The following is a 25439-nucleotide window of genomic DNA, read 5'->3' as shown; positions in this document are numbered from 1 at the left end:
GAGGAGCGGGCGGAATGAAGCGGATCTCCGTGTTGGGGCCCGGGACCTTCTCCGAGGAATCCGCCCACCATTTCCTCGGGGCGGTGCCGCACCAGCTCATCCCCTGCAAGCTCATCGCCGATGTCTTCCAGGCGGTCGTCTCGGGCCGGGCGGACCTGGGGGTCATCCCCATCGAGAACACGCTGGAGGGCTCGGTCAGCCAGCACCTGGACTGGCTGGTGCACGAGGTGGATCTGCCCATTCAAGCGGAGTGGGTGTACCCCATCACGATGAACTTGATTGGCCGCGCGGGTCCGCTGGAGGGCATCCGTGAGGTGCTGTCCCACCCCGTGGCGCTCGGGCAGTGCCGGGAGTTCCTGCGCGCCCGGCTGCCCCGGGCCGAGGTGATTCCCGTGGGCTCCACGTCCGAGGGCGCGCGCCAGGTGCGGGAGCGTGCGTCCGAGACGGGGCTCGCCGCCATCGGCAGTGCCGCGTCCGCGGCGCTGTATGGCCTGGACATCCTGGCCGGGCACATCGAGGACCATCCCGACAACGCCACGCGCTTCGTGCTCGTGGGCCCGGAGCCCCTGGTGCTCTCCCGGCCGGGCCGGAGCAAGACGAGTCTCCTGGTGACGCTGCCCGCGGACTTCCCGGGCGCGCTGCATCAGGTGCTGTCCGTGTTCGCGCGCAAGCAGGTGAACCTGGTGCGCATCGAATCGCGGCCCACGCGCAAGCGCCTGGGCAACTACTTCTTCTTCATCGACGTTGATTCCCCCCTGTCCGCGCAACCCATGCCCGAGGCCCTGGCCGAGCTGGACTCCCTGGGGTGTTCGGTGCGGGTGCTCGGGTCCTATCTCAGCCACGGAGTCTAGGCCGCCATGTCGGACGTTGTGGATCTACAGCAGTTGCGTGTCGCCATCGAGCAGGTGGACGAGGAACTCCTCGATGCCCTGCGCCGCCGCATGGACCTGGCCGAGGACATCGCCCGCTCCAAGCTGGCCACGGCCTCGCCCATCCGGGACCAGCGGCGCGAGGATCTCCTCCTGCGGCGCATCCGGACCGCGGCCATGGCGCGAAACCTGGACCCCCACGAGGTGGAGCGGCTCTACCGCTTCATCATGGAGATGTCCGTCGCCCGGCAGCACGCGTGGGTGACGGGCCTGGAGAGCACGCCCTTGCGCGTGGCCTATCCCGGCATCGAGGGCTCCTACAGCCACCAGATGGCGCACAAGCGCTACGCGGGCCGTGACGGGGGCGTGTTCCTGTCCGGCTTCGATACGCCCCGCCTGGCGGTGGACGCGCTTCGACGGGGCGAGATGGATCTGGCGCTGCTGCCCATCGAGAACACCACCGCGGGCGCCATGTACGAGACCTATGACGCGCTCGTGGAGGAGGGCGTCACGCTCATCGCGGAGGTGGTGGATCAGGTACAGCACCGGCTCCTGGGACTGCCGGGCGCCAGACTGGAGTCGCTGCACACCGTGCGCTCCCATCCCCAGGCGATCACCCAGTGCGAGACGTTCTTCCGCGAGCGCCTGCCCCACGTGCGGCTCTTGCCGGACCTGGACACCGGCGGGGCGGCGCAGCGGGTGCGCGAGGCGAATGATCCGGGGGTCGCCGCCATCGCGAGCGATTCCGCGGCGCAGCGCTTCGGCCTGGAGGTGCTGGCGCACGAACTCCAGGATCGCAAGGGGGACTTCACCCGTTTCGTGGAGGTGGCCCGCGCGGCCACCCCCCTGCCCACGGACGCGCCCTGCAAGACGTCCCTGGTGATGGTGCTGGAGAACAAGCCCGGCACGCTCGGCAAGGCGCTGCTCGTGCTGGCCGAGCGCGGGGTGAACCTCGCCCGGCTCGAGTCCCGCCCCCTGCCGGGCTCGCCCTGGTGCTATCGCTTCTTCCTGGACCTGGAGGGCCATGCCGCCTCGGCTCCCATCGAGGCGGTCCTGCGCGACCTCCAGCCCTACACCCAGTCCATGCGGCTGCTCGGGACCTATCCCCGCGTGGAGCTGTTGCCCGGGTGATTACCTGCCCACGCCCACGGCGGTCCAGGCGTCCTTCACCTTCTGGACCTCCACCGAGTTGGCGCCGTGCAGGTCCGTGGCGGCCTTGATGGTGGCCTCGCGCGCCTGGGCGAACGTGGTGTCGGGCGTCATGTACGTCGTCAGGGCGCGGCCGAAGATCTTCAGGCTCTTGTCCATGCCGATGCCGTCCTTCACCTCCAGGCCCGACGTGCGGTTCTTCCCACCCTCCGTCAGCAGGTAGAAGGCGTTGTTGGCGATGCCGCTGGAGCCGTGCACCTCCGTCTGCTTCGGATAGTTCTTGTAGTGGTCGACGGAGTAGCCGTCCTTCGTCGGGTCGTCCATGTAGCGCAGGGCGTCGTCGGTGCCGTTGCCCGGCGTCCACGCGTCCTCGCCCACCTTCCAGTCGAACTTCACCGCGGGGTTCTTCTGCGAGGCGTACCACTCCACGCCCGCGCCCATGATGTCGCTGAACGACTCGTTGAGGCCGCCGGACTCGCCCTCGTACACGAGGCCCGCGGTGCGCTCGGTCAGGCCGTGGGCGATCTCATGGCCCGCGATGTCCAGCGTGGTGAGCGGGCCCGAGTCCTTGCCGTCGCCATCGCCGTAGCTCATCTTCTCGCCGTCCCAGAAGGCGTTGACGAGGTTCTTGTCCACGTGGACGTAGGACACGAGCTTCTCGCCCTTGCCGTCCAGCGAGTTGCGGCCGAGCACGTCCTTGAGGAAGTCGTACGTCATCTCCGCTCCGTAGTGCGCGTCCACCGCCGCCTTGCTGCGCGCCGGATCGGAACTCTCGCCCCACACGTCGTTCTTGTCCGTGATCTGCGTCTTGCCGCTCGCGTTGGCCTTGTTGTTGCCGTCGTAGGTGACGACGCCGCTGCCGCGGGAGGAGTCCTCGAGGGTGTAGGTGCCGTTGGCCTGCTTCGTGGTGGAGAGGTCCACCTTGCCGCTGTAGAGCGAGGTGTCGTCCGCCTTGCCCGTCGCGGGCTGGGAGGGGCTGTTCGGCGTCGTGGGGGTGGAGGGCGTGGTGGGCTTGGAGGCGCGGGCCTTGGCGGCCTCCACCTCGTGCGCGAAGCCGCCCATCTGGTCGAAGCTCTTGACCAGCTCGCCGCTGTGGGCGTCCACGAAGTAGTTCATGCGGCGGGGCTCCTCGCCGGCCTTGAAGTCCGAGAGCTTGTCGAGCTTGACGTGGTAGGCGGCGTGGTACTGGCCGTCATTGCCCTTGACGATGACGCGCTCGGAGGTGGGCGCGCGGGTGGACTCCTGGCCGAAGGCCTTCTGGGCCACGGCGAGCGCGTCCTGGGCGGTGAGCTTCACGGGCGAGGAGCCCAGGCCGGCGGGGACGTTGGACAGGGTGCCCGTCACGTCCGCCACCTTGCCGTCCTTGTCCAGGTGGCTGATGACCTGCTCGCCGAAGACCTTCACGCCCTCGCTCTGGCGGTCCAGGCGCACGTGCGTCATGCCCAGCTCATCGGTGAAGACCTGGTTGGGCTTGACGGAGGCGGACACGGGCGCGCTGGGGACGATGCCGCGCTGGGTGGGGCTGTTCTGCTGCAGGAAGTCCACCGACTTCTGGATGGCGGACTGGGCCTCCTTGCTCTCCAGGGCCAGGGGGCCGGTGCTCTTGGCGGCCGAGGCGACGTGGGCGGCGGAGAGCGCCACGGCCGGGCTCTTCGCGGCGGAGGTGGCGAAGCTGGAGTCCTGGGCGAAGCCCGAGGTGGCCTTCGGCGCGGCGGCGGGCGCCGCGGCCGGCGTGGCGGGGACGGCGGGCGTAGCGGGGGTGGAGGCAACGGCGGGAGCGGAGACCGGGGTCTGCTTGTTGGAGATCTGCATGGCGCGAGGCCTTCTTTCGGGTCCAGGGTGGGGAGGGCGTCACCCTGTGTGGTTGATGTGCGCCATGTAGAGCATGATGTGTGCCATGCGCCGCGTCATGGACACCCATGAGCCAAATACTTGATTTCATTCCCGAGTGGCTTCTGGGGGACGAACAAGGTGGTGACTGTGGTCATCACACCTACGTTGTCTCCTCGGCGGGATGCCTCGGCAGGCCCCTGGTGACGGATGTCACCGCCCTGGTGACGCGGGTTGTTACCCACTGTGACGGAGCCCATCGGCGCGCTCTCGGGCGCGGAGGGAGCGTGGTAGGGCCTTGTCCATGAAGCACTCGTTGGTGGTCCTCGCATCAGCCTGGATGCTCCTGCCGGGAGTGGCCCTGGCCCAGCCGTCCCTGCCCGCAGAGAAGCTGGCGGCGAAGTCGCTGGAGGCGCGCGGGCTCCGGGCCCATATCGACTTCCTGGCCTCGGATCTGCTGGAGGGGCGGGGCCCGGGCACGCGGGGCGATGCGCTGACCCAGCTCTACCTCTCCACGCAATTCGAGCTGCTCGGCTTGAAGCCAGGGGCGCCGGGGGGCGGCTACCTCCAGCCCTTCGAGCTGGTGGGGATGACGGGCCATCCGGACACGATGACCTTCACCGCCGGCGCGGAGAGCATGCCCCTGCGCTTCCATGAGGACTTCATCGCCAGCGCCGGCCATCAAGGGGCGCGGAGCGAGCTGAACGGCTCGGAACTGGTCTTCGTGGGCTACGGCATCCAGGCGCCCGAGTATCAGTGGGACGACTTCAAGGGAGTGGACTTGAGGGGCAAGACGCTCCTCATCCTCAACAACGATCCCGAGGACGATCCCACGCTCTTCGAGGGCAAGGCGCGGCTGTGGTACGGCCGGTGGGATTACAAGTACGAGCAGGCGAAGAAGCAGGGCGCGGCGGGAGCGATCCTCGTCCACACCACCGCGAGCGCGGGCTACCCCTGGCAGGTGGTGCAGACGTCATGGACGGGCGAGCAGTTCGAGTTGCCGACACCTCCCGAGACCGGCGCCTTGTTGCAGGTGAAGGCGTGGACGACGGAGGAGGCCACGCACCGGGTGATGACGCTCGCCGGGCATGACCTGGACGCGCTGCGGCTGGCGGCGCGGAGCCGGGACTTCCAGCCGGTGGCGTTGGGCGTGAAGGTCTCCACGCGCTTCACCAGTCAGGTGCACCGCCGCGCCACGGCGAACGTGCTGGGCCTGCTGCCGGGCGGTGATCCCACTCTATCGCGCGAGGTGGTGCTCTACACGGCCCACCATGATCACCTGGGCATGAAGGCGGACGCGAAGCCGGGCGAGGACGCCATCTACAATGGCGCGGTGGACAACGCGTCCGGCGTGGCGGCGCTGCTCGAGGTGGCGCGCGCCTTCACGCGGCTGCCCAAGGCGCCGCCGCGCTCCATCCTCTTCGCCGCCGTGGCGGCCGAGGAGCAGGGGCTGCTGGGGTCGAGCTACCTCGCCGAGCATCTGCCGGTGCCCGCCGGGCGGGTGGCGGCCGACATCAACGTGGATGGGCTCAACATCCACGGGCGCACGCGGGACGTGACGGTCATCGGGTTGGGCAAGTCCTCGCTGGACAAGCCGCTCACCGCGCTGGTGCGGGCGCAGGGGCGGGTGGTCAAGCCGGATCAGTTGCCGGACCGGGGCTTCTTCTACCGCTCGGACCAGTTCAGCTTCGCCAAGAAGGGCATCCCCACCGTTTATTTCAGCAGCGGCATGGACTTCATCGACCGCCCGGCTGGTTGGGGCAAGGCCCGCCGTGAGCGCTGGGAGCGCGAGAACTATCATCAGCCCTCGGATGAGTTGGGACCGGACGCGGACCTGAGCGGCGCGGTGGAGGACACGCGGCTCTTCTTCCTGCTCGGGGCCCAGGTGGCGCGCACGCGCGAGGCGCCCCGCTGGAACAAGGGCGACGAATTCGAGGCGCCCCGCCTGCGATCGCTCGAAACCCTGAAATCCGAGGGAGCGAAGTAGCGAACGTCCCTCGATTCTTCGACGGCACTCCCTCACTCCGGGTGTTAAACGGAGCAGCCATGCCTGAGTTCCAGATCGTCAGCGACTACAAGCCCCAGGGCGACCAACCGCGAGCCATCGGGGAGCTTACCGAGGGGATTCTGCGCGGGGATCGCTACCAGACGCTGCTGGGCGTCACCGGGTCCGGCAAGACGTTCACCATGGCGAACCTCATCGCCAACGTGAAGCGGCCCACGCTGCTCATCGCGCACAACAAGCTGCTCGCCGCCCAGCTCTACGGGGAATACAAGGCGCTCTTCCCCCACAACGCCGTCGAGTACTTCGTCTCCTACTTCGACTACTACCAGCCCGAGGCGTACATCCCCACCTCGGACACGTTCATCGAGAAGGACTCCTCGGTGAACGACGAGATCGAGCGCATGCGCCACTCGGCCACGCACTCGCTGCGCACGCGGGATGACGTGCTCATCGTGGCGAGCGTGTCCTGCATCTACGGCCTCGGGACGGCGCGCTCGTACGTGGACCTGGCGGTGACGGTGAACGTTGGCGCGGAGCTGGGCCGCGACGCCTTCATCCGCCGATTGGTGGAGAGCCAGTACGAGCGCAATGACCTCGACTTCCACCGGGGCACCTTCCGCGCCCGGGGTGACACCGTGGAGGTGTTCCCCGCCTACGAGGAGGAGCGCGCGGTGCGCGTGAGCTTCTTCGGGGACGAGGTGGAGAAGATCACCGAGTTCGATCCCCTGCGCGGCGTGACCCTGGGCGCGCTGGAGAAGGTCGTCATCTTCCCCGCGAGCCACTACGTCACCGAGGCGGACACGCGCAAGAGCGCCCTCCAGACCATCCGCGACGAGCTGAGCGAGCGGCTGCAGCAGTTCCAGCGGGAGGGCAAGCTGCTGGAGGCGCAGCGGCTGGAGCAGCGCACCATGTACGACCTCGAGATGATCGAGCAGATCGGCTACTGCAACGGCATCGAGAACTACTCGCGGCACTTCTCGGGGCGTCGGACGGGCGAGCCGCCGCCGTGCCTCATCGACTACTTCCCGCGCAACATGCTGGTGCTCATCGACGAGAGCCACCAGACGGTGCCGCAGATTGGCGCCATGTACCGGGGAGACCGGGCGCGCAAGGAGACGCTGGTGGATCACGGCTTCCGGTTGCCGAGCGCCCTGGACAACCGTCCGCTCAAGTTCACCGAGTTCGAGGAGATGGTGCAGCAGGCCGTCTTCGTCTCGGCGACGCCGGCCGAGTACGAGTTCCAGAAGTCCAATGGCGTGGTGGTGGAGCAGATCATCCGCCCCACGGGCCTGACGGATCCCGAGGTGGAGGTGCGTCCGGCGCGCAACCAGGTGGACGACGTGCTCGAGGAGGTGCGTGAGCGCGTGACGAAGAACGAGCGGGTGCTCGTCACCACCCTCACCAAGCGCATGGCGGAGGACCTGACCGAGTACCTCACCGACGTGGGCGTCAAGGTGCGCTACCTGCACTCGGACATCGGCGCCATCGAGCGCACGGCCATCATCCGCGACCTGCGCAAGGGCGAGTTCGACGTGCTGGTGGGCATCAACCTCTTGCGCGAGGGCCTGGACATCCCCGAGGTGTCGCTGGTGGCCATCTTCGACGCGGACAAGGAGGGCTTCCTGCGCAGCCACGTGTCGCTCATCCAGACCATTGGCCGCGCCGCGCGCAACATGAATGGCCACGTCATCATGTACGCGGACGGGATGACGGACTCCATGCGCCTGGCCATCGAGGAGACGGATCGCCGCCGCGCGGTGCAGAAGGCCTACAACGCCGAGCACGGCATCACGCCCCAGGCGGTCAAGAGCCACATCCTGGACCTGTCCGAGCAGCTCTACGACGCGGAGAATCCCAACGCGCTGCCCCTGGCGGCGGACGCGGCCAACGACGCCCTGGAGCCCAAGGAGATCCAGCGCCTCATCGCCGAGACCACCAAGGAGATGCAGCACTACGCGGACGAGATGGAGTTCGAGAAGGCCGCGCGGATGAGGGATCAGCTGCTGTTGCTCAAGGACATGGATCTGGGCATCAAGCCCCCGAGCCGCGCGCTCCTCCGGGCGCCGGCGAAGACGGACGACGAGCCCAAGGCGGGCACCCCTGGCTCCCGGGGCGCCAAGGGGCGGCGGGGCGGCGGCAAGGCGAAGAGTGGGGGAGGGGGTCCCCCTCACGGCAAGACCGGCATCGGACCGAGGAAGAGTCGCTAGTCACCCATGGACGCGAAGCTCGAAGCCAAGCTGGACGCACTGCCCACCGAGCCCGGCGTGTACCTGATGAAGGACCGCCGGGGGGAAATCATCTACGTGGGCAAGGCGATCAACCTGCGCAACCGCGTGCGCTCCTACTTCACGCGCACCGGTGACACGCGCGCCTTCGTGTCCCTGCTGGACAAGTTCCTCGCCGACATCGAGACGGTGCTCGTCCACAACGAGAAGGAAGCGCTCCTCCTCGAGAACGAGCTCATCAAGAAGCACAAGCCGCGCTTCAACGTCCTGCTCAAGGACGACAAGCAGTACATCTCCCTGCGGCTCGACAAGACGCAGACCTACCCGCGGCTGGAGGTGGTGCGGCGCTACGAGAAGGACGGCGCGCGCTACTTCGGCCCGTACTCCAGCGCGAGCGCCATTCGCGAGACGCTGCGCGTCATCAACCGCTACTTCCACCTGCGCACCTGCACGGACCATGTGCTGGCCAACCGCAAGCGGCCCTGTCTGCTGCACCAGATTGGCCGCTGCCCCGCGCCATGTGTCTACCCGGTGCCGCCGGAGGACTACAAGAAGAGCGTGGACGAGGTGGTGCTCTTCCTGGAGGGCAAGGCGGGGGAGTTGGTGGATGGATTGCGCGCGCGCATGAAGCAGGCCTCGAGCGAGCTCAAGTTCGAGGAGGCCGCGCGCATCCGCGATCAGCTCCGGGCCATCGAGCGCAGCCTCGAGCGGCAGAAGGTGGCCACCACCGACTTCAAGGACCAGGACGTCTTCTCCTTCCATCGCGAGGGGGATCGGCTGCTCGTGTACGTGCTCTACGTGCGCCAGGGGCGGCTCAACGGCGGCCAGGCCTTCCCGCTGGGCAGCCAGGAGTTCCCCGACGAGGAGCTGCTGCCCTCCTTCGTCAACCTCTACTACGACCAGGGCAACTTCGTGCCGGAGGAGATCCTCCTGCCCCTGGACATCGAGGAGCGCGAGGGTCTGGAGGCGCTGCTGTCCGAGCGCAAGGGCGACAGGGTCCGGGTGATGGTGCCCAAGCGCGGCGAGAAGCGCGACCTGGTGGAGATGGCGCAGAAGAACGCCGAGCAGGCCGCCATCGAGCGCCGCCGCACCAAGGACGAGACGGAGAGCGTGCTGCGCCGGCTCCAGGAGCGGTTGTCCCTCAAGCGCATGCCGCGGCGCATGGAGTGCTTCGACATCTCGCACTTCCAGGGCGCGTCCATCGTCGCCTCGCAGGTGGCCGCCACCGAGGGGGAGATCGACAAGTCGCGCTACCGGCGCTACCGCATCAAGACCCTGGAGAAGCAGGACGACTTCGCCAGCATGCACGAGGTCATCAGCCGCCGGCTCAAGCGTGGCCAGGAGGAGGGGGACTTGCCGGATCTGCTCGTCATCGACGGCGGCAAGGGCCAGCTCGCGAGCGCGCTCGCCGCCGCCAAGGACGTGGGCGTGGAGGAGGTGGACATCATCTCCCTGGCCAAGAGCCGGGACGAGGAGGTCCATGACCGTGACGAGGAGAGCGCCCGCAGTCCCGAGCGCGTCTTCATCCCCGGCCGCAAGGATCCCATCGTGCTGCGGCAGAACTCGGCGGAATTGTACCTGCTCGCGCGGCTGCGCGACGAGGCGCACCGCTTCGCGATTACCTTTCAACAGAAGAGCATGCGCCGCGGCAGCTTCACCTCGGTGCTGGACGACGTGCCGGGCGTGGGCGCGGCGCGCAAGAAGTTGCTGCTGCGGCATTTCGGGTCGCTCAAGCGCGTGCGCGAGGCGAGCATCGAGGACCTGGTCGAAGTGCTCGGGCCCACCGTGGCCGAACGCGTCCATGCCGCGCTGCATGGGCACCCGGAGGAGGACGACGTGGATCCCATCCGTGAAGCGTCACTGGCCGATGCGGGCGATTTGATCGACGAAAAGTCGGAAGAAGGCTCGCCACCCGGCTCGCCATGATTAATTTCCGCTTTAACGCGGGGCCGATGAGGCCGCTGAATCCGCGATGTTCTTGGGGTTTTTCATTGCGACGGGGCTCAGCGCTGATTTATAGCGAACAGGTCCAGTCGAGGCGTCTTCAAGGGGCGAGGGACCGATATGAGGCTCTATCCGAAGGTGATCCCAATCATCTCCCGGGAGGTCGTCCAGCGGCTGATGCAGGACGGAGATGTTGAAGTGGAGCAGATGCGCGTGGCCGATGCCGAGATGGATCTCTCGGCCATCATGCGCGAGTACCTGGCGAACGAGGAGCGCGTGAATCAGGCGACGCGCGAGGCCTTGGAGCGCCGAGGGTACGACTACTCCAAGTTCAACCAGGTCAAGCGTGAGATGGCCGACGTCCGCGGCTTCAAGATGGGCGACGAGGGCATCGAATACGTCATCAACCAGATGATCGAGTTCCTGCTCATCAGCCGCAACGTGGAGGAGGTCTTCGCCGCCGACAACGTGCTGCGGCAGAAGATCCACCAGCACATGAAGCGCCATCTGGACGTGGACGAGGAGATCGACAAGGAGGCGCGTGCGCGTCTGCGTCACCTCCAGGAAGGCACGAGCGCCTTCGACATCGAGTACAACAAGACGGTGGAGCAGATCCGCCGCGCTCGGGGCCTCATCTAAGCGAGCGGGCGGAGCGGGGCCATGGTCGCCCGGCTGCTTCGCCCCCTCCTCGCCGCGCCTCCGCTGCTTACCCTCCAAGGAGAGGAGGCAGCGTCGATGGTCGGAATCATCTCCAGTGTCGTGTTCGCCGGGCTGCTCACGGCCAGCCCCGCCGGTTTCACCTTCGATGGACCCGAGGTCACCGCTCGCACGGTGGGGAACATCGGCTACTTCACACATGGCGCGGTCCCCTTCACGGACCTCTATGAGCAGGGGCGGGGCACGGCGGAGCTGACCGTGCGCGAGCGCATCGCGGACCCTCAGGCGACCTATGGGGACATCGGGCGGCTGGAGGCCACCTTCACCCTGGGTGCCACCACGTACCGGGTGGAGCTGGACCAGGCGGGTTTTCCGCCCTCCCAGGGCGGCTCCCGGGTGTCCGGCGCCTTGCCGCCACCGCCCGCCCAGCCCATCGCGGGAGGCGTGTTGCTCCACCAGGAGATGCACGGTGGGGCGCCGGTGGGCTTCGCGAACACGACCCGGGTGAAGGCCACGGCCGCCGTGTGGGGCGTGGGCCGGCTCTGGCGCAACGGGCAGCTCCTCACGGATACGGCGCTCATCCACGCCGCCGCGCTGGAGAGCGGTGCCCACGCGGATGACGACACCTTCCGTCTGCTGCCGGTGGCCCGGCAGGGGGACACCGAGCTGGACGTGCTGGTGTGGAACCTGCCACCCGAGCTCGAGCCTCGCGGCTTCATCCAGTTCGACTTCGATGACGTGGCCATCGCCGTGGATGGCATCCCGGTGGCCTCGGTCGCGTCCATTCCCGTCGCGGGAGGCTTCGTCGGCGTCGCGCCGCCCAGTGCTCCGGTGCCGGGGGGCGTGTCCCTGGGGTTCGTTCCCACCACGTCGCTGGCGGCTCAGCAGGGCACGGGCGGCTCGGGTCTGGCGGGCTCGGCCGCGCTCCGCTCGGGAGGCGATGGGCTGGCGGATCCCGTGAAGACGGAGCAGATCGCGCCACGGGCCGACACCACCCTGCCGGAAATCGCGGCGCAGGTGAGGACCCTTCCGGATGCCTTCGTGGCGCCCGAGCGCGTGGCGCTGTCCACCCAGGCCGGCCGCCAGCCGGATCCGCAGACGCCGGGCTACTCGGGTACGCCGATCGTGCCGGACGCCTTCAACGCTCCCGAGCGCGTGCAGCTCTCCACGCAGGCGCCCCAGCCGGCGGCGACCGGCTTCGTGCCATTGACCTCGACGTCCACCTTCGCGAGTCCCAGCGGGGGCTACACCATCGTGCCGTTGGCGCCCGGAGTCTCCGCACCGGAGTTCTCCTTTGGTGGCGCCCGTCTGGCGGCGGGACTGGTGGGGACACCGCTTCCGTTGAACACGCAGACGCCCGCGGTGCCGCTCATCTCCACGCCGCAGCCCATCAACGGGCTGCAGCCGGTGCCCCTCATCGCCACGCCGCCCTCCCTCAACGCCACGGGCGCGGTGCCGCTCATCTCCACGCCGCAGCCGCTCAACTCGACGGCGCTGTCGGCCACGTTGCCCGGCGCGCCCACGGTGGTGACGAGTCCCACGGGGCCCAGCCCGTTCGCGCCCGTGCGCTGAGGCCGCGTCTTCCGGCCGGGCCCGGGGGGGGGCGAAAAATTGACCCCCTGCTACGGGCCTGTAGCGTGCTGGACATGACGACACTCGCTCTCGCACGACGTGCCGCTCCCGCGACGCTGCGTCGCGTGAGCGCGGACCCCCTCCGCCAGTCGATGGAGCACCTGGAGCGGCGGCTGCCCCGCCGGGCCGACGCCACCGTGCTGCTGGACTTCCTGGAGGATGACTTGCGGGAAGGGCTCGACGCGCTGGGCGATGTGGAGTCGCACTTCACGGAGCTGCTCGCGGCGCTGCGGCCCGAGTCCCTCTCCCCCTTGGCGCTGGTGGAGGCGGGGGACGAGGCGCTGGTGCTCAAGCGCCTGGCGTTGCTGGAGGACGTGGTGATGCGCCTGCGCCGCCGGATGTCCCAGGCGGCGGGGATGATGCGTCAGACGCCTACCACTTGAGGGCTTCCTTGCCCTCGGCCTGCTGGAGCTTCTCTCCTGGGCGCGAGAACGACGTGAGCGTCGCGCGCACCGTGCCCAGGTCGATGCTGCCCAGGGCCGCGAGCGGCAGCCGGCGCTCGTCGTCGGAGATCCACACGTGGACTTCCCGCGTCATCGAGGGACGGTCCAGGCGCACCGCGGTGCCCGACAGGTGCCAGGCCTCGAACTCGCCGATGGGCAGGGACACGTGCTCGCGCTTGAGCACCGTGCCCGCCATGCGCCACATGCGGCGCACGCCGTAGACGTCGAAACACACGGGCAGGCCTTCCTTCATGGGCAGCTGGCGCATCATGTAGATGGAGCCGGCCACGTCCAGGCCCTCGTGCTCGTAGGAGTAGTCGTTGCGGCCGGACTTGCCCCGGAGCACGTAGTCCACGCGGACGCTGCGCTTGGTGGGGTTGAAGGCCACGTCCACCGTGCGGTGCACCTCGTTCTCGGTGGCGTCCTCGGTGTAGCGGAAGGAGCGCAGCGTCTTCGGGTGCAGGTAGCTCATCGCCGTGGCATCCACGCGGCGGACCTTGGAGAAGAAGGAGTTGGTCTGCACCTTGACCTGGACCGGCAGCGAGCCGTTCTGCTTCTTCTGCACCTGCATGCTCATCTTCCCCGCGGTGGCGCCCATGGCGTCCAGGTCGAACTCGAGCATTTCCCCCGAGGCGAAGGCCAGGGGCGCGCGCAGGGGCGGCAGCGTCTGGGTGCAGACGGGAACGGAGGCGGTCTTCCCCGGGGCGGCGGGCTGGGCCTTGTGCTCCTCGGCGGGGTCGGTGTCCGGGATTTGCGCCCAGGCCGTGGATGACAGGCAGAACAGCAGAGGGGCGAGAGCGCTGCGCATGGTGTTCATCCTTGATTCCAGGTGAGAGGACTCCCCGTCACTTCGACCGGACGCCCGAACGTTTCGCTTCTTCAACCGCTTCCCATCGTTGGCGCAGACGGGCCGTCATCTCCTGGCGCACCTGCTCCCACTGCCGGACATCCCGTTGGACGTCGTACCCGGAGCGCACGAGCCGACGGACCGCCTCCTGGGCGAAGGTCTTCTCGCCGAGCGACTCCAACAGCCGGAGGTACTCATAATCCTCCAATCCATCGCGCAGGTGCTTGAGGCGCAGCGACAGCACGGGTTGGTGACTCGTGAAGCCCGGGCGCGAGGGAGTGCCAGGATAGAAGAAGGTGCCGTCGCCATTGCCACCGAACTCGAAGAGATCCGTCCAGGGGTCCTTCGTGTTGTAGGCGAAGACGGTGTCGAAATAGAGCTCGCCGTCCACACCCGTCAGGAAGGCCAGCGGGCCCATGGCGCGGTTGAGGGGGGCGGGGTGGTCCACCATGTACGAGGCCCAGCCGGAGTAGGCCTTCTCCACGGAGGCGTCCTCGGCGGCGCCTCCGGTGCACCCGTGTGAGTTGCAGCTCTGGTACCACCACACCTTCACCTGGGGGGCGAGCTTGCCGCGCAGCGTCTGGAGGGGGACGACGTTGCGGCACGTCTGGGGCCCGGGCCGGGGAAAGAAGCAGTTGAGCGTGGGCGCGAGGATGTCCGCGGAGTCCCGCAGGGACTCGTCCAGGGGCGCGGTGACGAGCACGGGCACGTCCTTGCCGGAGGCGCGCACCCGCAGGGCCTGGGTCCGCACGAGTGCCACGTCCTCGGGCTTGGGCTCGTCCTTGGCGTAGAAGAAGAGCTGCGCGCGCCAGCCCTTCTCCTTCGCGTGCGCGGCGAGGGCCCGGTAGTACGCGGCCTTCTCCGCGTCGGTGCGGGCCGCCTTCGAGTCGCGCACGTCCAGGGTGGTGAAGCGCGCCCCCGAGGGCAGGGCCGTGCCCTCCAGGAAGGAGGACACCTCGGCGTCATACGCCCGGAAGTCCACCTGGGCCCCGCCGTCGTCGAAGCGCACCGGCGGCGGATTCATGCTCATGCCATGGGCGCTGACTCGGTGGGTCAGCAGCGCCGTCACGTAGTCGCGCAGCAGGCCCTGGGCCTCGGGGGACTCGGGCTTCACCCCGTGGCCCTTGGCGATGCTGTAGAGCGAGACGCCGAAGCTGTTGGGGAGCGAGGAGGTCGCGGGCAGCGCGAAGGGTTGGACCTCCGCGGTGAAGGGCACGGCGGCCACCGCCGCTCCATCCGCCTTGAGTTTCAGCGCCCCCCGGTACGTGCCCGGTCGTTGGGCCTCGGGGGCGCACAGCTCCACGTAGAGGACGGTGGGCGCCTTCTTGTCACCGGACGGCGTCTCCACCGGGACGAGGGGATCCGGCCAGAGGCCCGTGCCGCCCTGGGAGTTGGAGGCGGTCTTCACGTCCAGGAAGGCCTCGCGCCACAGGTGGGCCGCGAGGGGCTTGCCCGGGCCGCTCAGCGTGAGCGGCGCCGCCTGGACGCGCGAGGCTCCCGGAGGAAGCACCACCTGCACTCCCTCGCATTCTCCCCGCGCGAGGCTCAGCCGGGCCTGCTTCTCGCCCTTGGGCAGGGCTTCGGGCCGCACCTTCTCCAGCGCGGACACCACCCGAGGCTCGGGCGCTCCGGCCAGCACGCCCACCAGCAACCATCCCACCGCACCCGCTGCCACCATGGAGTCCCCCATTCGCGGCCGCCGGCCCGCCGCTGCCTAGAATCCGTTCTGGGCCGTCACCGCCGGCTTGGGCGTGAGGACCTTTCCCTGCTGGTAATCCGTCAACTCCGCCACGAGCGAGCCCAGGGCGAGGTCCGCCTCCAGGCGCACGGGCAGGTGCCGCGCGTCCGCCGTCAGCCACGCCACCAGGTCCCTCTTGGAGGCCAGGTTGCCGGAGAACTCGGTGTACACGCGCAGCCGGTACACCTCCTGCTTGCCCTGGCGCGTGGAGAGCGTCTCCTTCGCTTCCACCTTGGCCTTCATGAGGAAGCTCTTCGAGCCCGTGAAGACGGGGTAGGCGTACTCCCGGCCCACCTCCAGCGTGCGGTTGCGCAGCGCGAAGGTCGCTCCCGCCACGTCGAGCGCGCCCTCGAGGATGTCGTGCTGCCTCTCGGAGGGCGCCTCTCCCTCCTTCTGCTTCACCACCAGGGCGCTCTTGCCATCGTCATGGAGCTTCACGCGCACGCGGCGGCGCTTGTGGTTCTGGTCCTCCATCATGTCCGAGCCGAGCACCCGCAGCGCGTTGAAGTCCCAGTAGGACACGTACTTGTCCTTGACGGGCCACACGCCCGCCACCGCTTCCGATCGGGCCAGGGACACGATGGGCCACACGTCCTTGCCCCACTGGCGCATGGGCGCGCCCACCGTCACCTGCGCCGTGCCCGCGGTGATGCCGAGGTACTGCACGCGGTAGCTGGCCTGCTCTCCCGGACTGAACGCGGAGGGCGTTTCGCCTTGTGCCAGCGCCACCCCCGACCCCAGGAGGCCCAACATCATTCCGGTGAACATCCCCTTCCGCTGCTTGTGCATATGACTCCTGGCTCGGTCTCCCGCGACCTGGCCAGTGGGCAGGTGCGGAAAGTAGGTAGCCGCGCTCGGGCGTGCCAACTGCCTCGCCCACTTCCCGGCCCGCGGCTGCATGCTCGTGGACGAATCGTCCCGGGGCCCATTCAATCGCGGAATCCCCCCTCCGTGCGCGATTGGACGGAACGCGGCCCGTGCCGGTCCCCCGGGCGGCCAGCCAGACGAGCCCCACGACGCCCGCACGCGATGCGCGCTCCGGGCGCCAGGGCTGGTAACCTCGGGGAAGTCCCGGGGCGTCGACCCTCGGGCCCGGAGGGATGAAATGCCGCTGGACTATTATGACGATGACGAGAAGGACTCCGGCAGCAAGGCCAGCCGGAAGGACTTCGACTGTCCTGAGTGCAACGCCAACAACCCGCTCGATGACGCGCTCAAGGACGGCCAGGAACTGCACTGCAACTATTGCGGCTGCGAGTTCCTGGTGAAGGTGGGCGACAACGGGCGCTTCAAGTTCCGGGAGATTTGAGCCCGCTCAGCCGCGCTCGCCGAAGAGGGCGGTGCCCACGCGCACCAGGGTGGCGCCTTCCTCGATGGCGAGCTCGAAGTCGTGGGTGGTGCCCATGGACAGGCCCGGCAGTCCGTGCTTCCGGGCCAGCTCCCTCAAGGTCCGGAAGTAGCCCCGCGCCACCGCTTCGTCCTCGGTAGGGGGCGGCAGCGACATGAGCCCCTCCACCCGGAGCCCCGGCAGCGCGCGGACGGCGTCCAGGAAGGGTCCGAGGGCCTCGGGGGACAGGCCGCTCTTGCTCGCCTCTCCCCCTACATTCACCTCCACCTGGCAGGGCAGGGGCGCGTCCAGCCGGCGCCGCGAGAGCTCCTGGGCCACCTCCAGCCGCTCCAACGCGTGGTAGGCGTGCGCCACCTTCGCCACGTACTTCACCTTGTTCGTCTGCAGCGGGCCGATGGCGTGCCAGCGCAGGCCTTCCAGGTCCGCCAGCTCCACGGCCTTGTCGCGCAGCTCCTGGGCGTAGTTCTCCCCGAAGTCCCGCTGCCCCGCGGCGTACGCCTCGCGGATGAGGGCCCCCGGCTTGAGCTTGGACACGGCCACCAGCGTGACGGACTCGGGGGCCCGTCCCACCCGGGCACAGGCCGCCGCCATCCGGGCGCGCACTTCCGCCAGCCGCTCGGCGAGCCCGCTCATCGCGCGCTCCAGGGCAGGGCCAGTCCCGCCCGGCCGAGCAATTCCAGCGTCTCCCCCAGCGGCAGGCCGATCACGTTCGTGGGACTCCCTTCCACCGACGCCACCAGGAAACCGCCCTTGCCCTGGATGGCGTAGCTGCCCGCCTTGTCCAGGGGTTCCCCCGTTGCGGCATACCAGGTGATTTCCTCCGGGCTCAGGGACCGGAACGTGACGCGGGTGCGCACCACGGTGGCGTGCTCGGCGCCGGGGCCCGCGAGCGCCACGCCCGTATGGACCTCGTGTGTCCTGCCCGACAGCAGGCCGAGCATTCGCCGGGCCTCGGCTGCGTCATGGGGTTTGCCGAGCAGGGTGTCCTCGAGCGCCACGGTGGTGTCCGCCGCCAGCACCCAGGTGCCCGGGCGCCGGGTGGCCACCGTTCGCGCCTTTTCCTGGGCCAGCCTCAGCACGTAGGCTCCCGCGGTCTCGCCCGCCCGGGGGGTTTCGTCGATGTCCGCGGCCGAGACCTCGAAGGCGAGGCCGAGCTGGCCGAGCAACTCCCGCCGCCGCGGCGACGCGGAGGCGAGAACGAGCTGGGTTTGACCCACTGGTGTGTGCATGTTACGGCTCGCCTCTAGCAGAACCGGGCCCTGGAGTGGATCTGGATGAATCCCGCGGACCTGCTCGCGGCCATGACGCGCACGGTGGAGCAACTCGCCGCCTACAACGACATCGCCAAGGCGTTGACCTCGACGCTCGAGTTGCGCGAGGTCCTCAGTTTGATGATGGAGAAGGTGCGCAGCCTGCTGCGGCCTCGGAACTGGTCCTTGCTGCTGCAGGACGAGCGGACGGGAAAGCTCTACTTCGAGATCGCCGTGGGCGAGGGGGCGGAAGTCCTCAAGGGCCTGCAGCTCGCGCCGGGGGAGGGCATCGCCGGCACCGTCTTCTCCACGGGCACGGCCCGGCTGGTGGCGGACGTGTCGCATGACCCGGCCTTCGCCGCCCGCTTCGACGCCGCCTCCACCTTCCGCACCCGCTCCATCGTGGCCGTGCCGCTCATCGCCCGGGGGCAGGTGCTGGGCGTCATCGAGCTGGTCAACGGCATCACCGACCGGCCCTTCACCCAGGAAGACCTGATGGCGCTCACGGCCATCGCGGATTTCGCGGCCATCGCCATCGAGAACGCGCGCAACTTCCGGCGGGTGCAGGAACTCACCATCAAGGACGAGCACACGGGCGTCTACAATGCCCGACATCTGCGCGCCCAACTGGAGCACGAGGTCCGCCGCTCCCAGCGCTTCCATCACCCGGTGTCGCTCGTCTTCCTGGACCTGGATCACTTCAAGTCCATCAACGACGCCCACGGGCACCTGGTGGGCAGCGCCGTGCTGCGCGAGGTGGGAGATCTGCTCATGTCGTGCTGCCGCCAGCTCGACTACGTCTTCCGCTATGGCGGGGATGAATTCGCCCTGCTGCTGGTGGAGACGGGCACGGATGGGGCGGTCACGACGGCCACCCGCATCCGGGATGCCTTCCGCAGCCAGCGCTTCCAGCAGGTGGCGGAGTTGGATCTCCAGGTGACGGCGAGCCTGGGCGTGGCCACCTACCCCGAGCACGCCCTGTCCGCGGTGGACCTGGTGCGGGCGGCGGACTTCGCCATGTACGCCGCCAAGGCCCGGGGCCGCGATGACATCTGCGTCGCCGTGCCCCAGATGGAGCGGCCCGGCGGCAGGGTGCCTCGGCTGGACAAGAAATGAAGAAGGGGCGCTCCTCCACGAGGGAGGAAGCGCCCCTGGGGGCCGCGGGGCGGGTGCCCCGGCGGACTAGCCGCCCACGGCCTGGTCGAGCACGGTGGGGTTGGTCTCCACCTTGCCGCTCTTGCGCAGCGACTTGAGGAAGGAGTCGGCCACCTCGTACTGCTTGGCCTGCTGGGCCTGCTGGCGCAGCTCGGTCTTCTTCTCGGCGAACTTCGCGTCATCCGGCAGCTGGCGCTCCGTCACCTGGGCGATCACGAAGCCCTCGCCCACGGCGTAGGGCTGCTCGAGCCGGGTGGGGCCCTGGGTGGCGAAGATGGCGGTGACCAGGTCGGGCGCCGGGCCCAGGTGGGGCACGTTGGTGGCGGCGGCGGTGAAGGTGTCCGTCTGGACGGCCTCCGGACGCGTCTCGGTCTCGAAGCGCAGGAGCGCCGGCTGGCCCTCCTTCTCTGGGGGGAAGAGGTCGGTGATGCTCTTGCCGCCCTTGACCGTGGCGAGCGCCTTGTCCGCCTCGGCGCGGGCGAGTGCCTGGGCCTTGTCCTTCTTGTAGAGCGAGGTGGCGATCTCGTCCTGCACCTGCTCCAGCGACCTGTCCTGGACCGGCTTCTTCTCCTCCACCTTCACCAGGTGCACGCCGTACTTCGTCTCCACCGGCTGGGTCACCTTGCCCGCCTCGAGCGAGAAGGCCGCGTCGGCCAGCGCCGGCTCCCAGTTACCGCGCTCGACCCAGCCCAGATCCCCGCCGTTCGCCTGGGTGCCGGGGTCCTCGCTGCTCGTGCGCGCCACCTCGGCGAAGTCCTTGCCCCCCTCGATCTCCTTGAGCAGCGCCTGGGCGCGCGCGAGCACCTGGGCCTTCTGCTCCGGCGTGGCGTCGGGGGCGACCTTGAGCAGCACCTGGCTCGCGCGGATGCGCTCGGGCTGCTGGTACAGGAAGCGGTTGGTCTCGTAGTACTCCTTGATTTCCTTCTCGTGCCCCTGCTTGAAGGCCGTCAGGTCGGCGGCGGTCGGCTCGGTGACCTTGCCCGCATACATGCTCGGCAGGAAGCGGGCGAACACGACGCGGGCCTGGTTGCCCTCCTTCTCGAAGCGGGCGCGCACCTCGTCGTCGGAGACGACCACGCCGTTCTGCACCACGCCCAGCATCTTCTGGGCCGTCAGGCGCTTGCGCAGGGACTCCTCGTAGTCCGCCGGCGACTGGCGCATGTAGTCCCGCAGCACCTGGGTGTAGGTGGCGTAGTCGAACTGGCCGTCCTTCTGGAACTCGGGGCTGCGCTGGAGGATCTTCAGGATCTCCTCGTCCGAGGCGCGCACGCCGTGGTTCTCGGCGGCCTGGGACAGCAGCTCCGTGTTCACGAGCCGGTCCAGCACCGTCTGGGGCAGACCGAACTGCCGGGCGACCGCCTCGGTGATGGGCTGGCCCTGCTGCCGCAGGTACTGCAGCTGGCCGGCATACTCGCGCAGGAACTCGTTGGCGGGAATTTCCTTGCCGTTGACCACCGCGGCGGCCGAGGGAGCAGCGCCCGTTCCCGTGTTGGCGAACCCGTTGTTGCCCGGGCCGAACTGCACGGTGAACACCACCGCGATCGCGATGATGAAGAGGAGCGAGAAGACCTTTCGCGGATCCAGAGAGCCCATGATGCCGTGACCGTTTCCGTGCCTTGAAAGCGCCGGGAAAACCCTCCGATTGGAAGGATTCGCGGCGCGCGTGTGTTGGGTGCCCGGTCGGAAGCAGGACGTTGTGACGTCCTCCTCCGTGAAGACCTTGACTGCCTAGAGCAACACCCCGGATAAAGCAAGCGATTCAGAGTAGTTAGCGCCTCCCCTGCCTCCTCTCCGCTCCCCCTCTCCCACACGGACCTTCACGAAGTGTTGTCGCTTCTCAAGCGCTACCGGACACTGCTCATCGTGGGAGCCCTGCTGCTCTACCCGTTCGGATCCTTCCTGACGACGGGGCGACGCGGCCGGGAACCCAATGTCGTGGACCGCGCCGTCATTGGCCTGACCGCCCCCGTGCAACGCGGGCTGGTGGGCCTCATCGACGGGGTGAAGGCCGTGGTGTACGGCTACCTGGACCTGCGCGAGGTGCGGCAGGAGAACGAGCAGCTGCGCGCGGAGAACCTGCAGCTCCGGGCGACCGTGCAGGCGCTGGGCGAGGCCCGGGTGGAGAACGACCGGCTGCGCGGCCTGCTCGGCTACTCGGAGGCCTCGCCGGGGCCGGACATCGCCGCGCGGGTCATCGGCGTCAACCCGGTGAGCAAGCTGCTCTCCGTGCGCATCAACCGGGGGGAGTCGGATGGGGTGTTCCGCGGCATGTCCGTGGTGACGCCGGACGGCATCGTCGGCCAGGTGGTGCGCACGACGGGCGGATGGGCGGACGTGGCGCTGGTGACGGACGCGCAGAGCCGGGTGGGTGTGCGTGTGCAGCGCTCGCGCTCGCGGGGCACGGCGGCGGGGGCGGGCAAGGGTCCCCTGCAACTGGAGAACATGCTGCGCACCGAGGACATCCAGGAGGGCGATCTCATCATCACCTCGGGCACGGACGGCGTGTACCCGCCGGGCCTGGTGGTGGGCAAGGTGACGCACCTGGAGAAGACGGAGCACGGCATGTTCCTGGGCGGAGACATCGTGCCCGCGGTGGACACCACGCGGCTGGAGGAAGTGCTCGTGCGGGGCAATCCCTTTGGCACCATGGCCCAGTCGCAGGGCGAGGGAGGCACGCGATGAAGTTCCTGGTCACCGTGGGCCTGGCGCTGTTGCTGCTGACCCTGGAGTCGGTGCTGGTGCAGCAGCTGGGACTGGCCATCAGCCGCATCGACGTGACGGTGGTGCTCGTGGCCTTCCTGGCCCTGCGCGCCAGCATGCTGGAGGGGGCCATCTCCTCCTTCGCCGTGGGCTACCTGCTCGATCTGATGAGCGGCCAGCCGACGGGCCTGTTCACCTTCCTGGCCGTCTTCATCTTCCTGCTGGGCAAGCTGGTGGCGCGCTTGACGGACGTGCGGGGCCGGGCCACCTTCGTCCTCTTCGCCATGGGCGGAGACCTGACCCATGGGGCCCTCGCGAGCTTCTTCACCTGGCTCACCACCAAGGATGGCTCGGCGTCGGCGCTCCTGCCGGGCCTGCCGTTGCAGGTGACGCTCACGGGCCTGGCGGCGGCGTTGCTCTATCCCCTGCTGCGGCGCTTCGAGGTGTCGCAGGACCGTACCTCCTCCGCGGGGTTGCTGCGTTGACGCCTCCCACCCTGTCCGAGACGACGCCCGGGCGCGATCTCAAGCGCCGCTTCGTGTGGTTGGGCCTGGCCATGGTGCTGGGCCTGGTGGTGCTCGCCGTGCAGCTCTACCGGCTGCAGATCACCCAGGGCGAGGAGTACGCCGCCAAGAGCGTGGCCAACTTCGTGAAGGAAGTGCGCCTGCGCGCCGATCGCGGCCTCATCAAGGATCGCCGGGGCACCATCCTCGTGGACAGCCGCCCCTCGTTCGACGCCTTCGTCACCCCGGCGTTCTGCACCAACTGCGCGGATGAAGTGCTGCCACGGCTGGGCGAGCTGCTCGGCTGGGACGAGGCCACGCGCAAGCGCATGGAGGATCAAATCCGCATCGCGCGCCGCGCGGCTCCCTTCATCCCCCTGCCGGTGCGCGTGGACCTGACCCGCGACGAGTACGACCGCATCAACGCCCGGCGCGACATGCTCGACGGCGTGGAAGTGGTGCCCGTGCCGCACCGCAACTACCGCACCGGGAGCGTGCTCTCGCACGTGCTCGGCTACATGAACGAGATCAACCCGGACGAGCTCGAGCGCCTCAACGCCGAGGGCGGCCGCTACGCGCTGGGCGACTACATCGGGCGGCGCGGCCTGGAGCGCTCGTTCGAGTCCGCGCTGTGCGGCACGGACGGTGTGCGCAAGGAAGTCGTCAACGCGCGCGGCCGGGTGCTCGAGGAGTTCAACGACAAGCTGGGCAAGGACACCCAGGTGCCGTCGCGGCCGGGCAACAACCTGGTGCTGTCGCTCGACATGCGCCTGCAGGAGGCCGCCGAGCAGGCCTTTCCGGGCTCCGCGGGTGCCCTGGTGGTGGTGGATGTGAAGACGGGCTTCATCCGCGCGCTGGTGTCGCGCCCCGGCTTCGACTCCAACCTGCTCACCGGCCGCATCACCTCGTCGCAGATGTACGCGCTGGCGAGGGATCCGCTCCAGCCGATGGTCAACCGCGTCTCCGCCAACCACTTCAGCCCCGGCTCCACCTTCAAGGTGATCTCCACGCTGGCGGCCTACAAGTCGGGCCTGTTCCGGCCGGAGACCGTGGTGACCTGCACGGGCAGCTACCGGCTCGGCGCGCGGGCCTGGCGCTGCCACAAGGACAGCGGCCACGGGCCGGTCAATGGCAAGACGGCACTGCAGTACTCGTGCGACGCCTGGTTCTACAAGGTGGCGGACACCATCGGGTTGGATCCCATCGCCGACATGGGCAAGGCGCTGGGCCTGGGCGCGCCCACGGGCATTGGCGTGCTCGCCGAGGTGCCGGGCATCATGCCGTCCAGCGAGTACCACGACAAGGTGTCCCCCGGTGGCTACACCAAGGGCATGGCGCTCAACAGCGTCATGGGCCAGGGCGACGTCAACGCCACGCCGCTGCAGGTCGTCATGCTCTACGCGGCCATCGCCAACGGCGGCACGCTGCTCAAGCCGCAGCTCGTCGAGCGGGTGGAGGGACTGGATGGCAGCGTCGTGGAGAAGTTCGATCCCCAGGTCGTGCGCAAGGTGGCGATCCCCGAGGCGCATCGCAAGTCGGTGATGGACGCGCTCGTGGCGACGGTGAACGAGCCGGGAGGCACGGCCTACCGCGCCGCCGCGGGCGTTCGGGAGCACCTCAAGGACGTCGTGGTGGCGGGCAAGACGGGCAGCGCGCAGGTGGCGGCCATCGGCGCCATCCGTCTCAAGGAACACCAGATGGACTTCTTCCAGCGCGACCACGCGTGGTTCGCGGGCATCGCCCCGGCGGATGAGCCGGAGATCGCCGTGGTGGTGCTCAACGAGCATGGCGGACACGGTGGCGTCGACGCCGCGCCCGCTGGCATGGCGGTCATCCAGAAGTACTTCGAGTTGAAGAAGGAGGACGCCACCAGACCGCCGCCGCGGGTGGACACGCCCTACGCCTCCTCCGCGTCGGCTCAAGACGAAAGCACGCTCACCCGGGGCGCGCTCCCCGCCGGGGGAACGGGAGGCTCGAATGCAGCTGCGCATTGAGCGGCGCATGTTGCCCCATGTCCCCTGGGGCCTGATCCTCAGCGTGCTCGCGGTGGTGGGGCTGGGCATCTTCAACCTGGCCTCGGCCTCCCGTTCGCAAGCCTCTCCGGTGTGGACGAGTCAGGCGGCGTACGTGGGGGTGAGCTTCCTGGCCGCGCTCATCGTGTGCCTGGTGGACTACCGCGTCATCAAGAACATGGCGCTGCCCATCTACGTGCTCAACATCGTGGCGCTGCTCGCGCTGCGGGTGTTTGGCCACAAGGCCAAGGGCGCGGAGAGCTGGTTCGTCCTGGGCCCCATCCGCGTCCAGCCCGCCGAGTTCATGAAGATCGGCGTGCTGCTCATGCTGGCCAAGGTCTACCACGATGATTTCAAGCCGGGAGAGGGCTCCTATGGCATCAAGCGCCTGATCAAGCCGGTGCTCGTGGTCATGGTGCCCACCGTGCTCGTGCTGGTGCAGCCGGACCTGGGCACGGCGCTGATGATCCTCCTGTCCTCGGCGACGGTCATCCTGTTCGGCAAGGTGCGCTGGTACCTGGTGGCGGTGATCGTCGCGGGCTTCCTCACGGGGGCGGGCATCATCTGGAATGACTACGTGCGGGAGATGCCCGAGCCGCGCACCACCGTCGTGCGGCACCTGCTCAAGCCCCACCAGAGCAAGCGCATCTCCGGGTGGTTGGATCCGGAGTCGGACCTGCGCGGCAGTGGCTACCACGCGGCCCAGTCGAAGATCGCCGTGGGCTCCGGAGGCCTGCACGGCAAGGGCTGGAAGGAGGGCACCCAGACGGGTCTGTCCTTCCTTCCCGAGCAGCACACGGACTTCATCTTCTCCGTGTGGGCCGAGGAGCATGGCTTCCTCAAGTGCGTGCTGCTGCTGGTGCTCTACGGGCTCGTCTTCATCATGGGACTGGGCGTGGGCTTCAACGCCCGGGATCGCTTCGGCGCCTTCGCCGCCGTGGGCGTGGTGGCGATGATCTTCTGGCAGGTGTTCGAGAACATCGGCATGGTGATTGGCTTGTTGCCGGTGACGGGCATCACCCTGCCGCTGCTGAGTTACGGAGGCTCCTCGCTGGTGAGCGTGATGCTCTGCATCGGGTTGCTCGTGAACATCAGCATGCGCCGCCACATGTTCTGAGCGGCGGTCCGTCCG

21 protein-coding genes are annotated in these 25439 nt (G+C 68.7%); 14 read left to right on the top strand and 7 right to left on the bottom strand.

Annotated features, from left to right (window positions below; all coding sequences use genetic code 11):
- Positions 1-14: 14 nt before the first annotated feature.
- A complete protein-coding gene (gene pheA, locus MEBOL_RS03100) occupies positions 15-851 on the top strand; it encodes a prephenate dehydratase (protein WP_095976010.1) in 837 nt (278 codons plus the stop codon).
- 6 nt (positions 852-857) lie between these two features.
- The gene (locus MEBOL_RS03095; RefSeq protein ID WP_095976009.1) at positions 858-2000 is read left to right on the top strand and encodes a bifunctional chorismate mutase/prephenate dehydratase; all 1143 of its coding nucleotides are present in this window, start codon (positions 858-860) and stop codon (positions 1998-2000) included.
- Here the strand turns inward: MEBOL_RS03095 and MEBOL_RS03090 are convergent, their stop codons facing one another.
- Entirely contained in the window at positions 2001-3830 is a 1830-nt protein-coding gene (locus MEBOL_RS03090) for a M4 family metallopeptidase (protein WP_095976008.1), read from the bottom strand.
- Positions 3831-4152: 322 nt separating this feature from the next.
- Here MEBOL_RS03090 and MEBOL_RS03085 point away from each other — a divergent pair, with 322 nt between their 5' ends.
- The 6 genes from MEBOL_RS03085 (at position 4153) to MEBOL_RS03060 (ending at position 12694) form a co-directional block, all read left to right on the top strand.
- On the top strand, positions 4153-5835 hold the full coding sequence (locus MEBOL_RS03085; RefSeq protein ID WP_095976007.1) for a M20/M25/M40 family metallo-hydrolase: 1683 nt from the start codon (positions 4153-4155) through the stop codon (positions 5833-5835).
- A 59-nt stretch (positions 5836-5894) separates the two neighbouring features.
- Positions 5895-8060, top strand: a complete 2166-nt coding sequence (gene uvrB / locus MEBOL_RS03080) for an excinuclease ABC subunit UvrB (RefSeq protein ID WP_095976006.1) — start codon at positions 5895-5897, stop codon at positions 8058-8060.
- 6 nt (positions 8061-8066) lie between these two features.
- On the top strand, positions 8067-10004 hold the full coding sequence (uvrC, locus tag MEBOL_RS03075; RefSeq protein WP_095976005.1) for an excinuclease ABC subunit UvrC: 1938 nt from the start codon (positions 8067-8069) through the stop codon (positions 10002-10004).
- Positions 10005-10142: 138 nt separating this feature from the next.
- The gene (locus MEBOL_RS03070) at positions 10143-10661 is read left to right on the top strand and encodes a DUF507 family protein (protein WP_095976004.1); all 519 of its coding nucleotides are present in this window, start codon (positions 10143-10145) and stop codon (positions 10659-10661) included.
- Positions 10662-10757: 96 nt separating this feature from the next.
- A complete protein-coding gene (locus MEBOL_RS03065) occupies positions 10758-12251 on the top strand; it encodes a hypothetical protein (protein ID WP_095976003.1) in 1494 nt (497 codons plus the stop codon).
- A gap of 74 nt (positions 12252-12325) precedes the next feature.
- Positions 12326-12694 carry a hypothetical protein gene (locus tag MEBOL_RS03060; protein WP_170115434.1) on the top strand — a complete coding sequence of 123 codons (369 nt, stop codon included), beginning with the start codon at positions 12326-12328 and terminating at the stop codon, positions 12692-12694.
- Here the strand turns inward: MEBOL_RS03060 and MEBOL_RS03055 are convergent.
- The 3 genes from MEBOL_RS03055 to MEBOL_RS03045 are packed head-to-tail and all read right to left on the bottom strand — an operon-like array spanning position 12684 to position 16128.
- The gene (locus MEBOL_RS03055; RefSeq protein WP_342747733.1) at positions 12684-13562 is read right to left on the bottom strand and encodes a DUF3108 domain-containing protein; all 879 of its coding nucleotides are present in this window, start codon (positions 13560-13562) and stop codon (positions 12684-12686) included. The genes MEBOL_RS03060 and MEBOL_RS03055 overlap by 11 nt on opposite strands.
- A gap of 37 nt (positions 13563-13599) precedes the next feature.
- Positions 13600-15279, bottom strand: a complete 1680-nt coding sequence (locus MEBOL_RS03050; RefSeq protein WP_095982552.1) for a DUF4091 domain-containing protein — start codon at positions 15277-15279, stop codon at positions 13600-13602.
- A 36-nt stretch (positions 15280-15315) separates the two neighbouring features.
- A complete protein-coding gene (locus tag MEBOL_RS03045) occupies positions 15316-16128 on the bottom strand; it encodes a DUF3108 domain-containing protein (RefSeq protein WP_095976001.1) in 813 nt (270 codons plus the stop codon).
- A gap of 316 nt (positions 16129-16444) precedes the next feature.
- On the opposite strand from MEBOL_RS03045, the gene MEBOL_RS03040 reads away from it, so the two are divergent.
- A complete protein-coding gene (locus tag MEBOL_RS03040) occupies positions 16445-16648 on the top strand; it encodes a hypothetical protein (RefSeq protein WP_095976000.1) in 204 nt (67 codons plus the stop codon).
- A gap of 6 nt (positions 16649-16654) precedes the next feature.
- On the opposite strand, the gene MEBOL_RS03035 is transcribed toward MEBOL_RS03040, so the two are convergent.
- Complete coding sequence (locus MEBOL_RS03035; RefSeq protein ID WP_095975999.1) at positions 16655-17320, bottom strand: YggS family pyridoxal phosphate-dependent enzyme; 666 nt, start codon at positions 17318-17320, stop codon at positions 16655-16657.
- A complete protein-coding gene (locus MEBOL_RS03030) occupies positions 17317-17916 on the bottom strand; it encodes a Maf family protein (RefSeq protein WP_095975998.1) in 600 nt (199 codons plus the stop codon). Before MEBOL_RS03030 ends, MEBOL_RS03035 begins: the two co-directional genes overlap by 4 nt.
- A 45-nt stretch (positions 17917-17961) precedes the next feature.
- Between MEBOL_RS03030 and MEBOL_RS03025 the strand changes: the two genes are divergently transcribed.
- On the top strand, positions 17962-19053 hold the full coding sequence (locus MEBOL_RS03025) for a GGDEF domain-containing protein (protein ID WP_095975997.1): 1092 nt from the start codon (positions 17962-17964) through the stop codon (positions 19051-19053).
- A gap of 66 nt (positions 19054-19119) precedes the next feature.
- On the opposite strand, the gene MEBOL_RS03020 is transcribed toward MEBOL_RS03025, so the two are convergent.
- A complete protein-coding gene (locus tag MEBOL_RS03020) occupies positions 19120-20685 on the bottom strand; it encodes a peptidylprolyl isomerase (RefSeq protein ID WP_095975996.1) in 1566 nt (521 codons plus the stop codon).
- Between the two features lie 231 nt (positions 20686-20916).
- On the opposite strand from MEBOL_RS03020, the gene mreC reads away from it, so the two are divergent.
- From mreC to rodA, 4 genes are read left to right on the top strand one after another with little or no spacing between them, the layout of a single operon-like run.
- Entirely contained in the window at positions 20917-21774 is an 858-nt protein-coding gene (gene mreC / locus MEBOL_RS03015) for a rod shape-determining protein MreC (RefSeq protein WP_095975995.1), read from the top strand.
- Positions 21771-22277, top strand: coding sequence for a hypothetical protein (locus MEBOL_RS03010; RefSeq protein WP_095975994.1), 507 nt, complete (start codon positions 21771-21773; stop codon positions 22275-22277). The genes mreC and MEBOL_RS03010 overlap by 4 nt, the downstream gene beginning before the upstream one ends.
- The gene (mrdA, locus tag MEBOL_RS03005; RefSeq protein ID WP_095975993.1) at positions 22274-24289 is read left to right on the top strand and encodes a penicillin-binding protein 2; all 2016 of its coding nucleotides are present in this window, start codon (positions 22274-22276) and stop codon (positions 24287-24289) included. The genes MEBOL_RS03010 and mrdA overlap by 4 nt, the downstream gene beginning before the upstream one ends.
- Positions 24273-25424 carry a rod shape-determining protein RodA gene (rodA, locus tag MEBOL_RS03000; RefSeq protein WP_095975992.1) on the top strand — a complete coding sequence of 384 codons (1152 nt, stop codon included), beginning with the start codon at positions 24273-24275 and terminating at the stop codon, positions 25422-25424. The genes mrdA and rodA overlap by 17 nt, the downstream gene beginning before the upstream one ends.
- The last annotated feature ends 15 nt before the right edge of the window (positions 25425-25439 follow it).

The sequence above is a fragment of the Melittangium boletus DSM 14713 genome (assembly GCF_002305855.1).
Lineage (GTDB): Bacteria > Myxococcota > Myxococcia > Myxococcales > Myxococcaceae > Cystobacter > Cystobacter boletus.
This window is presented reverse-complemented; position numbering and strand designations above follow the sequence as displayed.